Below are 13,294 nucleotides of genomic sequence, written 5' to 3' on the forward strand. Positions count from 1 at the left end.
CGGCAGGTGCTGGCGGCGGGCCAGCGATGCTTCGCTTGTTGTGCAGGTCTGCGGTCACGGCGCTTGTCAGGGCACCGTCCCGAGGAGGCATGGCTGCCGCATTCAGCGATGGGCAGCAAGGGGGAACGCGAGACGTTTATATGCGAATAGTTCTCATTATAGAGATTGATGAAGAATTGTTACGGTTTGCGAAGTTTCGCAACTGTAAAGTTATTTCGGGCGCAACCATGCCGCGCCACATGACTTTCGTGTGAAAGCCAGGGATGGCGCGGGTTTGCCAGCACTGGCGCCCTCCATCGGCACCAGCGCTGGGCTATGGTTTAAAAGCTACAAGCTTAGAAACCCACCGTCACCTTGGCCCAGTAACGGCGGCCGTCATACACCGCGTCATAGGTGGCGCTGTCCACCCGCTTGTCGAACAGGTTGTAGATGCCGGTGCTGAAGCGCACATCCTTGCTGTAGGCGTAGTTCAGGCCCAGGTCCATGAACGTAAAGGACGGCGTGCCCTTGGCCATCGAGGTGCGGCTCAGGTAGTCCGAGCTCTTGCCGCGGAAGTTGAGGCGGCTCCAGACGCCCAGCTTGTCCGTGCCCTGCCAGTCCAGGGTGGCGTTGAGCATGTGCTTGGGCATCTTGTTGAGTGGCTGGCCGGCAAAGTTGCCGCTCTTTTGCTCCGAGCGGGTGAAGGTGTAGTTGGCCGCCAGGCGCAAAGCCTCGCTGGCCTTCCAGGTGGCGGTCGCTTCCACCCCGCGCATATTGGCTTCATCCACATTGGTGCGGTCGCTGATGAACTTGTAGGGCGTGCCCAGTACCGTGCAGTTGCCGGTGACGATGGCGCGGCCCGCGCCCTCGGTGTCTTCACAGCTGCGCACCTCGGTGATCTTGTCCTTGAAGTCGGTGTTGAACAGGGTCAGGCTGCCGGTGAAATCGCGGCGGTTGTCCCAGATCACGCCCAGCTCCTGGCTGGTGCTTTTCTCGGGCTTGAGGTTGGGATTGCCACGGATGATGGCCGGGTCGCCACCGCCGCCGGTGATTTGGCCCCAATCGGCCACCGCAGCGCGCAGGCTGGGCGATTTGAAGCCGGTCGAGATACCGCCCTTGACGCTCCACTCGGGCGTTGCATGCCAAACGCCATAGACGCGCGGCGTCCAGTCGGTGCCGTAGTTCTGGTCATGGTTCATGCGCAGGCCGGTGGTCAGCGCAATCGCATCGGTCACCTTCCATTCGTTCTCGGCAAACAGCGCCCACTGGTAGCGCTTGAGCATGTTGATGGGGTTGTCCACCTTCATCTGGTTGCCGTTGTCCATCAGCTTTTCATGCTTGTAGCTCAGGCCCACGGTGGTCAGGTTGCGCTCGCCGATCGGCATCACGATCTGGCTGTTGAACTCGGTGTTTTTCAGGTTCATCTCGCGGCCAGGGTTGTCGATCTCCTCGTGCTGCAGGTAGGTGGTCGAGGTGCCAAAGCCCCAGCGGCCGGTGTGCGAGATCGCAAAGTGGTTGCGAGAATAATCCGAGAAGCTGGAAGCGCGGCTCGCGCTCTTGCCGGCCGTTGCATAGCGGTCCTGCAAGGTGCGGCCCACTTCCAGCGCCAGGTCGTGGTCCTTGTTGGGGGTCAGGGTCAGCTTGGCGGTGCCCGAGCTGCTGTCCTGCTCATTGAAGCCGCCAACAAACTTGTCCTCCAGGCGGCGCGATTTCTGGCCATAGATCTGCAAGCCCAGCACATCGCTCTTGATCGGGCCGGCCAGGTAGAAGTTGCTCTGGTAAATATCGCCGGAGGACGAGGATTCCTGCTGCGTGGTCTCGGCGCTCAAGGTGCCCGTCCACTGCTTGGCCACCTTGCGCGTGATGATGTTGACCACACCGCCCATCGCGTCCGACCCGTACAGCGAGGACATGGGGCCCCGCACCACCTCGATGCGATCGATGGCGCTGAGCGGCGGCAACCAGCCTTGTTCAATGCCGGCGCCATCGCTGTTGGGCCGGGTCTCGCGCGAGTTCTGCGGCTTGCCGTCCACCAGAATCATCGTGTAGCTTGAGGCCATGCCCCGGATGCTGATGTCGCTGGAGCTGCCGCCGCCGGTGATGACCACGCCGGGCACATCGCGCAGCGCATCGGTCACATCGCGGTAGGCCTTTTTCTCCAGCTCCTGGCGCGGAATCACAGTGATCGAGGCCGGCGCGTCTTCCACCGCCTGCTCAAAGCCCGAGGCCGTCACCACCACGGTCGACAAGGTCTTGTCGGCCTCCGCCTCGGTCTGCGCCAGCGCAGGGCTGGTAGCCAGCATGGCAGCGGCCACCAGGGCCGTGGCGTGCCATGCATGGGGCACGGCAAGGCGCGGCATGAGGCCGGCTTGCAACAGCGAAGAAGGGTGGGCAGCACAGGCTGCAGCGAACGCTGCAGAAAGGGGGCGGGCGGTCATGAAAAAGCTCCAGTTCAGATCGGTGGATGGCGCATGGCTGCGCCGCCTGAACGCTCGTGACGCTCAGGCAAAGCGCAGGCCCAGGGCCGGCGTTTATTCGCGGGGTTTGGCGGTGTCAGTCACGGCGCGGCAGGCAGCAAGTGCTTGCGGCTGGGCCGTCCTGGCGTGCATGCCGGGCTGTGCGGCATGGAGATGGCGGGGAGCCATCTGGCTTGGCAACGAAAAGGGACGATGGACTATCAACAAATGCGAATGCTTCTTATTATATCTATCGATAAAGAAGTGTTGACTAATGTGAAGGCCAGGTGAAGCAATTCAGCGTCTGAACGTTGTGCTTATGCCTAAGAGGCGGTTGAACGTGGGCTACACCGAACCACCGCCCAGGTGGTTCACCAACCAGCCCAGCCAGAACAGTGCAAAGCCGATCAGCCCGCCCACCAGGGTGCCGTTGATGCGGATGTACTGCAGGTCGCGGCCGATATTCCACTCGATCAGCTCGCCCAACTCGCGCGCATCCCAGCGCTTGACGGTGTCGGCAATATGGGTGCCGAAGAACTGCGAGATCTCGGGCGCCAGCTCCTTGACCCAGAGCTCCATGCGGGTGTTGAGCGAACTGCGCAGCGCCTGGTCGGCCGCCAGCGACTTGCCCAGCCACAGGCCCATGCCCCGCACATTGCGCGCCATGGCGGAATGCTCGTTGGCCAGGTCAGCCTGCAGGCTGGCGCGCAGGCTTTGCCACAGCTCTTGCACATACTGGCCCACGGCAGGGTCGTGCTGCAAATAGCGGCGCACTTCCTCGCCCTTGGCATGCCAGGCAGGGTCCTCGGCCAGGCGCTCTACCCACTCCTGCATGGTCTGGTCAAACTTGGCGCGCAGCACATGGCTGGGGTTGTCGGCAATGGCATCGAGCAGGTGCTCCAGGCTGCTGGCGATCATCGCCGAGCCCTTGTCGCTGAGCCAGCCCGTGGGCAGCATTTTTTCTTTGAGCGGGTGCTCGGTCTTGAGCCAGTGCGCAATGGTCTGCGCAATCAGGGTGCGGGTCTCGGCCTCGTGCAGCAGCTCAACCAGCTTGTCCAGCGCCTGCGCCAGCAGCACCTGGTGGCGGCCGTTGTGCGTCAGCACCGTCAGCACCTTGGACAGCGACTGCGACAGGTCGATCTGGCCCAGCAAGGTGCGCAGCGCCAGCTTGATGAAGCGCTCCACCTGCGCATCCTGCACGGTGGCCAGCGCGGCGGCCGCCAGGCGCGCCACTTGGTGGCCCAGCAGCTCGGCATTGGCCGGCGCCTTGAGCCACTGCGCCAGCTTGTCCGCCGGCTGGTGCGTGCGCACCAGCTGCACCAGCGAGTCGCCATCGAGAAAACGCTCGCGCACAAAGACGGCCAGGTTCTCGCCAATGCGGTCCTTGTTGCGCGGGATGATGGCCGTGTGCCGCGAGATCCAGGGAATCGGGATGTGCTTGAACAGCGCCGCCACCGCAAACCAGTCGGCCAGCGCGCCGACCATGCCCGCCTCGGTCATCGCCCGCAGGCAGCGCAGCGCCAGCTGCCAATGGCGCGACTGCGCAAACGGCTGGCCCAGGCACCAGCTGGCCAGCAGAAACATGCAGGCCACCGCCAGCAGCAGCAGCAAGGGGGTGAGCTTGGCGCGGCGCAGCAGACGCTGCTGCTCATCGGTCAGTAGCAAAGGCATGGCGACCACTGTAGCGGCAAGCACCTGGGCTTGCCAAGTCAGCCAACTGCGCGGTTTCCCTCAAGCGCGCACAGTGCCCGCAAAGTGTGGACAATGTCGGCCTGTGCGGCCCAGGGCCGCGTTCTTTTCTGCACCAACCATGACCGATACCACTGCCCGCCCCGAACTGCCCGACCACCTGTCCATCGACCCCAAGAGCCCGCACTTTGTGCGCGAGGTTTTCAACCACGACATCGGCATCCGCTTCAACGGCACCGAGCGCGTGGATGTCGAGGAATACTGCGTGAGCGAAGGCTGGGTCAAGGTGCCCGCCGGCAAGACCGTGGACCGCAAGGGCAAGCCATTGCTGATCAAGCTCAAGGGTAAGGTCGAGGCCTATTACAAGGACTGAGTTCTGGCCTGATCAGCCCCGCCGTGCTGCGCTGAAGCGGCCCGGTAAAACGAAAACCCGACCCAGGCTCGCCTTGCATGGCGAGCAGGGATCGGGTTTTTTGCATGCGGCGGCCGATGCCGCAAGCGCCTTAGCGCGTCAAAGGCTTGCGATCAGGCCAGCGCTTCAGCAGGGCCAAAGAACTCATAGCGCACCTGGGCATCGGGCACGCCCAGCTTGCGCAGCGAGGCCTTGACCGAACGCATAAAGGGCTTGGGGCCCAAGAAGTACACATCCGCATCGCGCGAGGCCGGCAGCCACTGGCCCAGCAGGTCCTCGGTCAGATGGCCCTGGGCAGCAACCGCCTCGCCCTCGGCCACCTCGTCATACACATAGAGCGGCTGCAGCTGGCTGTGCGCCTGGGCCAGCGCATCAATCTGCGGACGGAAGGCATGCACGGCACGGCCCCGGGCGCAGTGGATAAAGGTGATGGAGCGGTCGGTCTGCAGCGCGGCTTCGAGCATCGGCAAGGTGGGGGTGATGCCCACGCCGCCGCTGATCAGCACCAGCGGGCGCTCGCTGGCCTGCAAGGTGAAATGGCCGGCCGGTGCAAACAGCTCCAGGGTGTCGCCCACCTGCAGATCGTGCAGGTAGTTGGAGACCTTGCCACCGGGCTCGCGCTTGACGCTGATGCGGTAGCTGCGGCCATTGCTCGGGGCCGACAGCGAGTAGTTGCGGCGCTGCTCGGTGCCACCCACGATGGCGCGCAGGCCGATGTACTGGCCCGGCTGGTGGGCGATCACGGCCTTGCCGTCCACCGGCTCCAGGTAGAAGGAGCTGATCTCGGCGCTCTCTGCCACCTTCTTCACCAGCTTGAAGCTGCGCGCACCGCGCCAGCCGCCTTCTGCGTGGGCGATGTCGTCATAGGCCTTGGCCTCGGCAGCGATCAGGATGTCAGCCAGCTGGGTGTAGGCAGCGGCCCAGGCATCGATCACCGCATCGGTGGCAATCTCGGCGCCCAGCACCTCGCGGATCGCGCGCAGCAGGCAACTGCCAACAATCTGGTACTGGTCCGGCTGCACCTGCAGCGCCACATGCTTGTTGATGATCTGTGCGGGCAGGTCGCCCAGGTTCTCCAGCTTGTCGATGTGCTTGGCGTACATCAGCACGCTATGGGCCAGTGCGCGGGGCTGGGCGCCGCTTTGCTGGTGGGCCTGGTTGAACAGCGGGCGCACCTCGGGGTACTCGCCCAGCATCATTTGGTAGAAATGCGTGGTCAGCGCTTCCCCGCCGGTCTCCAGCAGAGGTACGGTGGCCTGGATGATCTGTTTTTGGCTATCGCTCAGCATCTAACTCTCCTTGCATGTGGTTAGTCTTAACAATGCATGCAACGTGCCAACACCGTGTTTGTGGAATATCAATACCTTGCACAATGCATGCAGTCATACTGACAACTGGTAATTGCTGTGTTTTTGACACCCCGAGTCGTTTTGACATCTTCCAAAATCCTCAACGCCGTGATTCCGCTGGTGGCCGATCTGGCCCAGGAACTGCCCGAGCGCGAGCGCCTGCGCCGCCTGCTGGCCGCCTTGCGCACCCTGCTGCCAGCCGATGCGGTGGCACTGCTGCGCCTCAACGGCGAATGGCTGGAGCCGGTGGCCATTGATGGCCTGGTACCCGATACCTTGGGCCGGCGCTTCAAGGTGGCCGAGCACCCGCGCCTGGCCCAGCTGCTGGCCGCTGGCCAGGCCATGCGCTTTGCACCTGACAGCCCCCTGCCCGACCCCTATGACGGCCTGATCACCACCCCGGGCGAGCTGCATGTGCATGACTGCATGGGCTGCGTGCTGCAGACCGGCGGCCTGGCCTGGGGCTTGTTGACCCTGGATGCGCTGGAGCCCGACCGCTTTGCCGATGACAATGCGCTCGAACTGCTGCAGGCCTTCAGCAATCTGGCTGCCGCCACGGTAGCAACGGCCGAGCGGGTGCAGCAGCTGTCCCAGGCCGCGCGCAGCGCCAGTGCGCCGGCGCCGCGCAGCCCGGGCGCGGATCGCAGCCGCCAGATCCTGGGCACCAGCCCGGCTATCCGGCAATTGCAGAGCAGCATTGCGCTGGTCGCCGCCAGCGACCTCTGCGTGCTGATCACCGGCGAGACCGGCACCGGCAAGGAGCTGGTGGCCCAGGCCGTGCATGCGCAATCCCCACGCGCGGCGCAACCGCTGGTCAGCATCAACTGCGCCGCGCTGCCGGACAACCTGGTCGAGAGCGAGCTCTTCGGCCATGTGCGCGGCGCCTTTACCGGCGCTGTGAGTGAGCGGCGTGGCAAGTTTGAACAAGCCCAGCACGGCACCTTGTTCCTCGACGAGGTCGGCGAGCTGTCGCTGTCGGTGCAGGCCAAGCTGCTGCGTGTGCTGCAAAGCGGCCAGCTGCAGCGCCTGGGCTCGGACCGCGAGCACCAGGTCGATGTGCGCGTGATCGCCGCCACCAACCGCGACCTGGCCGCCGAGGTGCAGGCCGGCCGCATGCGCGCCGATTTCTACCACCGCCTCTGCGTCTACCCGGTCGTCGTGCCGCCGCTGCGTGCGCGGGACAGCGACACCCTGGTGCTCGCCGGCTGCTTTCTGGAAGAGAATCGCGCACGCCTGCAACTGGGCGGCCTGCGCTTGGATGCCGCTGCCCAGGCTGCCCTGCTGCGCTACCCCTGGCCCGGCAATGTGCGCGAGCTGGAGCACTGCATCAGCCGCGCCGTGCTCAAAGCGCTGAGCCGCACCCTGGGCCAGCGCAAGGACAGCAGCAAACCACGCATGCTGAGCATTGGCGAGGAAGACCTCTGGGACGGCGCCGCCGCCGCACCCTTGCCGCCAGGCCAGCAGGCAACCGGCCTTATCGCGCCGCTGCCCGCTGCCGACGTGGCCGAAGGGCCTGCCGCCAGCGCCGAGACATTGGGCCTGCGCGCCCAGGTGGAGCGCTACGAGCGCCAGCTGCTCAGCGCCAGCCTGGCCCGCCACCACGGCAACTGGGCCGCAGCGGCGCGCGAGCTGCAGTTGGACCGCGCAAACCTGCAGCGGCTGGCCAAGCGCCTGGGGGTGGAACGCTGAGCGGTGGGCGAACCCCGCGCCCTAAAAACAAAATAGCCTCCGCGTCAGCAAGACGCGGAGGCTTTTCAGCTTGTTGGAAGCAGGTTTTACTGGCCCTTGATGCCCAGCAGTTCCACTTCAAAGTTCAGCGTGGCATTGGGCGGGATCACGCCACCAGCGCCACGGGCGCCATAGGCGATCGAGGCCGGGCAGGTCAGCTTGGCCTTGCCGCCAACCTTCATCAGCTGCACGCCTTCGGTCCAGCAGGGGATCACGCCTTGCAGCGGGAACTCGATCGGCTCACCGCGCTTGTAGGAGCTGTCGAACTCCTTGCCGCTGTCGGGGAAGGTTCCCTTGTAGTGCACCTTGACGGTGTCGCTCGCCTTGGGGCTGGCGCCGGTGCCGTCCTTGATGCTTTCAAACACCAGGCCGCTCTTGGTCGTCACAGGCTTGCTCTGTGCCTGGGCAAAGCCGGCGGTCAGGGCGATGGCAGCGAACAGGGCGCTGGCAGTCAATGCTTTCATTGCGAAATCCAATCCAATGTTTCTCAAACAAAACCCGCATTCTGCACCTGGATGGCAGGCGCAGAACGCGTTAAAAACACAAGTTAACCCTTGATACCCAAACCATCGAGCGCCTGGCGCAAATGGCCCACGGTGCGCTCGACGTTGTGCCATTTGTCGAGGCCAAACAGGCCGATGCGGAAGGTCTTGAACTCCGGCCCTTCGTCGCACATCAGCGGCACGCCGGCAGCGGTCTGCAGGCCCACGCTGGCAAATTTCTTGCTGTTCTGGATCTCCGGGTCGGTGGTGAAGCTGACGACCACGCCGGGTGCCTCAAAACCAGGCGCCGCCACGCTGGGAAAGCCCCGCGCCTTCAGCAGTGCGCGCACCTCTTTGCCCAGCTGGGTCTGCTCCTCGCGCAGCTTGTCCAGGCCATAGGCCTCGGCCTCCTGCATCACCTTGCTCAGCTGCACCAGCGAATCGGTGGGCATGGTCGCGTGGTAGGCGTGCTGGCCCTTTTCGTAGCCTTCGGCAATCTGCATCCACTTCTTCAGATCGCAAGAGAAGCTGCTGCTCTTGGTGTCTTCGATGGCCTTGCGGGCACGCTCGGACAGCATCACCATCGCGCAGCAAGGCGGGCCGCTCCAGCCCTTTTGCGGCGCAGTGATCAGCACATCGACTCCGGTCTTTTGCATGTCCACCCAGATGGCGCCGCTGGCCACGCAGTCGAGCACCATCAGCGCGCCGACCTCATGCGCGGCGGCGCTGATGGTCTGGATGTAGTCGTCGGGCAGCACAATGCCGCTGGCGGTCTCGACATGGGGTGCAAACACCACCTGGGGCTTTTCCTTGCGGATGGTGGCCGCCACTTCTTCGGCCGGGCAAGGTGCCCAGGCATCCTGCGGGCCGCTGCCTTGGGGGCGGGCCTTGCAGATCACCGCGCTGCCGCCCAGGCCGCCTTCTTCAAAGATCTGGGTCCAGCGGTAGCTGAACCAGCCATTGCGCACAATCAGCACCTTGGCGCGGTTGGCAAACTGGCGGGCCACGGCCTCCATGCCAAAGGTGCCGCTGCCCGGCACGATCACAGCCGTGTGCGCGTGGTAGGTGGTCTTGAGGATGCGCAGCACCTCGCCCATCACACCGATGAAGCGGTGCGACATGTGGTTGAGCGCGCGGTCGGTGTAGACCACCGAAAACTCCAACAGGCCATCGGGGTCAACGTCGGGTAGCAATCCTGGCATGGGGGTCTCCTGTCTATTTGAGGGGGTACACAGAACAATCGGGGGCCAGCTTAGCACGCAGCTTCAAGCGCTGCAGCCGGGCTGGCGGCTAGGCCGATGGGTGCTGTTCAATGGGCGCTGCTGTAGTCGCGCTGGCCAAAGATGCCGCTGCCCACGCGCACCATCGTTGATCCGGCTTGCACGGCGGCCTGCAGATCGGCCGTCATGCCCAGCGAGATGGTGTCCCACTGCGCCAGCTGCGGCAGGCCCAGCGCGGCGATGTCATCGAACACGGCCTTGACCCGCTGGTGCACCGCCAACTGGGCGGCAAAATCGGCCACCACATCGGGGATGCTCATCACACCCCGCAGCTGCAGCTGCGGCAGCTGGGCCACCTGCTGCACCAGCGCCGCCACGTCGCCTGGGGCGACGCCGGACTTGGTGATGCCGCCATCGACATTGACCTGGATGCAGATCTGCAGCGGCGCCCGCTGCGCGGGCCGCTGAGCGGACAGGCGCTCGGCCGTCTTCAGCCGGTCCACCGTATGCACCCAGTCAAAGTGCTCGGCCACCAGGCGCGTCTTGTTGCTCTGGATCGGGCCGATGCAGTGCCACACCAGGCCCTGGTCCTTCCAGGCGTCCTGCTCGGCAAAGTAGCGGATCTTCTCGACCGCTTCCTGGATGTAGTTTTCGCCAAAGGCGCGCTGGCCAGCTTGGGCCGCCTCGGCGATGGCATCTACGCCAAAGGTCTTGGAGACGGCCAGCAGCTGCACGCTGCCCTCGGGCAGGCCGCAGGCCCGACAGGCGTTGTCGATTTGCAGGCGAACCTGCTGAATTTTTTCGGGAATCGTGCTCATAATGTAAAAATATGCACGGCCTTGGAACGTGTTGACAACGAGGCCTTGCACTCAAAGCGTACCAAAACAACGAGGGAACTGCAGTGGATATCACCCAATTGCTGGCATTCAGTGTCAAAAATAAAGCGTCGGACTTGCACTTGTCTGCAGGCCTGCCGCCCATGATCCGGGTCCACGGCGATGTGCGCCGCATCAATGTCGATCCGCTGGACCACAAGCAGGTCCATGCCATGGTCTACGACATCATGAGCGACGCCCAGCGCAAGCAGTATGAAGAATTCCTCGAAGTCGACTTCTCGTTCGAGATCGAGGGCCTGGCGCGTTTCCGGGTCAATGCCTTCAACCAGAACCGCGGCTCGGGCGCCGTGTTCCGGACCATTCCGAGCAAGATCCTGACCCTGGAGCAGCTCAACGCCCCCAAGATCTTTGCCGACCTGGCGCTCAAGCCGCGTGGCCTGGTGCTGGTGACTGGGCCGACCGGCTCGGGCAAGTCCACCACCTTGGCAGCCATGGTCAACTACCTCAACGAAACCGAGTACGGCCACATCCTGACGGTGGAAGACCCGATCGAATTCGTGCACGAATCCAAGAAATGCCTGATCAACCAGCGCGAAGTGGGTCCGCAGACGCTGTCGTTCAGCGCCGCACTGCGCTCGGCACTGCGTGAAGACCCGGACGCCATTCTGGTGGGCGAAATGCGCGACCTGGAAACCATCCGCCTGGCAATGACGGCCGCAGAAACCGGCCACTTGGTGTTCGGCACCCTGCACACCTCCAGCGCCGCCAAGACCATTGACCGGATCATCGACGTCTTCCCCGCCGAAGAAAAGGAAATGGTCCGCGCCATGCTGTCCGAATCGCTGCAGGCCGTCATCTCCCAGACCTTGTGCAAGACCAAGGACGGCCAGGGCCGCGTGGCTGCGCACGAGATCATGCTCGGCACCCCCGCCATCCGCAACCTGATCCGTGAGGCCAAGGTGGCGCAGATGTACTCCACCATCCAGACCAGCAACAGCATGGGCATGCAGACCCTGGACCAGAACCTGACCGACCTGGTGCGCCGCAATGTGATCAGCCCGGCCGAGGCGCGTGCGAAGGCGAAAACGCCAGAAAACTTCCCCGGTTAAGAGCCTAAACAAGGTCAAAGCTTTCCAGGTTAAGAACCTAGACAAACGGCAACTGACAAACGGTTGCACGAAGGGCACCAGCGGTCATTGCCAGTACCGCTGGCGCCCTTTATGCTTTGCGGATCAAAGGAGACATGGGCCATGAACCGCTTGCATTCCGCATCCCCGGCTGACGAGCCCGCCGAGGCTGATACGGGCTTCTTCCTCCATGGCTTCCAACAGGCCAGCACGTCTGAGGCCCCCTATGTGCTCTGGAGCCAGCGCCGCAAGGCCATCAACGCCCAATTGCTGGCCCCGGCCGACCCGGCCACCGCACTGCGCATGGTCTGGGCCCAGGATGCAGCGCTGTCCCTGCTGCAATCCCCCTTTATCGACCAGATGGTGCAGTACCTGGAGTTCTACCAGGTGCCGGCCGAGCAAACGCTGATCCAGCAAGGCGAGCTGGGCGATTACATGCTGATCGTGCTGAGCGGCCAGGTCCGCGTGGACCGGCTTTTGGCCAGCGGCCAGACCGTGCATCTGGCCGATACCCACCCCGGAGAAGTGCTGGGCGAAATGTCTCTGTTTGACAGCAGTCCCCGTTTTTCTTCGTGCACCACCACCACCGACTGTGCACTGGCTGTGCTGAAGGCCGATACACTGGATGCCATGATGGAGTTGGACGCGTCCACGGCCGCCTATTTGCTGGCCTTGTTCACGCGCAAACTCTCCACGCGGCTGCGGCAGACCAGCGCCCGGATAGAGCCCTGAGCCTTTCAGGGCGGCCGTCCCAGGGCGCTTCTGTTGCATCAGCAACAATAACGGAGCCCAGAGAGGATTGTCATGGAACGGGATCAGGCCAGTAAGTTCATCAACGACCTGTTGAAGCTGATGGTGCAGCGCAATGGCAGCGATTTGTTCATCACCGCTGACTTTCCACCAGCCATCAAGATCGATGGCAAGGTCACTAAGGTCTCCAGCCAGCCGCTGTCGCCCACCCACTCGCTGACCCTGGCCCGCTCGATCATGAGCGACAAGCAGGTGGCCGAGTTCGAAAAAACCAAGGAATGCAATTTCGCGATCTCGCCCTCGGGCATCGGGCGTTTCCGGGTCAATGCCTTCATGCAGCAAGGCCATGTCGGCCTGGTGCTGCGGACCATTCCCCTGACCCTGCCAACGATTGACGGCCTGGGCGTGCCCCAGGTGCTCAAGGACCTGGCCATGGCCAAACGCGGCCTGTGCATCATGGTCGGCGCCACCGGCTCGGGCAAGTCCACCACCCTGGCGGCCATGGTCGACTGGCGCAACGAAAACTCCTACGGCCACATCATCACCGTCGAAGACCCGGTGGAGTTTGTCCATCCGCACAAGAACTGCATCGTGACCCAGCGTGAAGTGGGCCTGGACACCGACAACTGGGAAGCGGCGCTGAAAAACACCTTGCGCCAGGCGCCTGACGTCATCCTGATGGGCGAAATCCGCGACCGCGAAACCATGGAGCACGCGGTGGCCTTTGCCGAAACCGGCCACTTGTGCCTGGCTACCTTGCACGCCAACAGCGCCAACCAGGCGCTGGACCGCATCATCAACTTCTTCCCCGAAGAGCGCCGCGCGCAGCTGCTGATGGACCTGTCGCTCAACCTGCGCGGCATCGTGTCGCAGCGCCTGCTGAGCAAGCAGGACAGCAAGGGACGCGTTGCTGCGGTCGAGGTGATGCTCAACTCGCCCCTGATCTCGGACCTGATCTTCAAGGGTGAGGTCAACGAGATCAAGGAGATCATGAAGAAGAGCCGCAACCTGGGCATGCAGACCTTCGACCAGGCGCTGTTTGACCTGTACGAGGCCAATCTGATCACCTACGAAGACGCACTGCGCAACGCCGACTCAGTCAACGACCTGCGCCTGCAGATCAAGCTGGGCAGCCAGCGCGCCAAGCGCAGTGATCTGGCCGAGGGCACGGAGCACCTGACAATCGTTTAAGCTGTCAGCGTTTTGGGTTTTCAGCTACACGGCACCCAGGCCCGCCTTGGGTGCCGCTCTTTTTGGAGTCACCGC

Annotated in this window: 11 protein-coding genes; 5 read left to right on the forward strand and 6 right to left on the reverse strand. The window is 63.7% G+C overall.

The window, feature by feature from the left end; all coding sequences use genetic code 11:
• Positions 1-335 precede the first annotated feature (335 nt).
• Complete coding sequence (locus EDF71_RS19745; protein WP_243854371.1) at positions 336-2,417, reverse strand: ligand-gated channel protein; 2,082 nt, start codon at positions 2,415-2,417, stop codon at positions 336-338.
• Positions 2,418-2,780: 363 nt separating this feature from the next.
• A complete protein-coding gene (locus EDF71_RS19750; RefSeq protein WP_133858264.1) occupies positions 2,781-4,106 on the reverse strand; it encodes a DUF445 domain-containing protein in 1,326 nt (441 codons plus the stop codon).
• Between the two features lie 139 nt (positions 4,107-4,245).
• Between EDF71_RS19750 and EDF71_RS19755 the strand changes: the two genes are divergently transcribed.
• Positions 4,246-4,497, forward strand: a complete 252-nt coding sequence (locus tag EDF71_RS19755; protein ID WP_133858265.1) for a DUF3297 family protein — start codon at positions 4,246-4,248, stop codon at positions 4,495-4,497.
• Positions 4,498-4,649: 152 nt separating this feature from the next.
• On the opposite strand, the gene hmpA is transcribed toward EDF71_RS19755, so the two are convergent.
• On the reverse strand, positions 4,650-5,825 hold the full coding sequence (hmpA, locus tag EDF71_RS19760) for an NO-inducible flavohemoprotein (protein WP_133858266.1): 1,176 nt from the start codon (positions 5,823-5,825) through the stop codon (positions 4,650-4,652).
• Between the two features lie 141 nt (positions 5,826-5,966).
• Between hmpA and norR the strand changes: the two genes are divergently transcribed.
• Complete coding sequence (norR, locus tag EDF71_RS19765) at positions 5,967-7,574, forward strand: nitric oxide reductase transcriptional regulator NorR (RefSeq protein WP_133858267.1); 1,608 nt, start codon at positions 5,967-5,969, stop codon at positions 7,572-7,574.
• An 86-nt stretch (positions 7,575-7,660) separates the two neighbouring features.
• On the opposite strand, the gene EDF71_RS19770 is transcribed toward norR, so the two are convergent.
• The 3 genes from EDF71_RS19770 to EDF71_RS19780 form a co-directional block, all read right to left on the reverse strand.
• Positions 7,661-8,077, reverse strand: a complete 417-nt coding sequence (locus EDF71_RS19770; RefSeq protein WP_116927672.1) for an FKBP-type peptidyl-prolyl cis-trans isomerase — start codon at positions 8,075-8,077, stop codon at positions 7,661-7,663.
• A gap of 83 nt (positions 8,078-8,160) precedes the next feature.
• Complete coding sequence (locus tag EDF71_RS19775; protein ID WP_133858268.1) at positions 8,161-9,297, reverse strand: aminotransferase class V-fold PLP-dependent enzyme; 1,137 nt, start codon at positions 9,295-9,297, stop codon at positions 8,161-8,163.
• Between the two features lie 107 nt (positions 9,298-9,404).
• Positions 9,405-10,133, reverse strand: coding sequence for a YggS family pyridoxal phosphate-dependent enzyme (locus tag EDF71_RS19780; RefSeq protein ID WP_133858269.1), 729 nt, complete (start codon positions 10,131-10,133; stop codon positions 9,405-9,407).
• An 83-nt stretch (positions 10,134-10,216) separates the two neighbouring features.
• On the opposite strand from EDF71_RS19780, the gene EDF71_RS19785 reads away from it, so the two are divergent.
• From EDF71_RS19785 to EDF71_RS19795, 3 genes are all read left to right on the forward strand, one after another.
• Positions 10,217-11,260, forward strand: coding sequence for a type IV pilus twitching motility protein PilT (locus tag EDF71_RS19785; protein WP_133858270.1), 1,044 nt, complete (start codon positions 10,217-10,219; stop codon positions 11,258-11,260).
• 141 nt (positions 11,261-11,401) lie between these two features.
• The gene (locus tag EDF71_RS19790; protein ID WP_166656591.1) at positions 11,402-12,010 is read left to right on the forward strand and encodes a cyclic nucleotide-binding domain-containing protein; all 609 of its coding nucleotides are present in this window, start codon (positions 11,402-11,404) and stop codon (positions 12,008-12,010) included.
• Between the two features lie 72 nt (positions 12,011-12,082).
• Positions 12,083-13,219 carry a PilT/PilU family type 4a pilus ATPase gene (locus EDF71_RS19795; protein WP_133858272.1) on the forward strand — a complete coding sequence of 379 codons (1,137 nt, stop codon included), beginning with the start codon at positions 12,083-12,085 and terminating at the stop codon, positions 13,217-13,219.
• Positions 13,220-13,294: the final 75 nt, after the last annotated feature.

Source organism: Comamonas sp. JUb58, assembly GCF_004364775.1.
In the GTDB taxonomy this organism is placed as follows: Bacteria; Pseudomonadota; Gammaproteobacteria; order Burkholderiales; family Burkholderiaceae_C; genus Comamonas.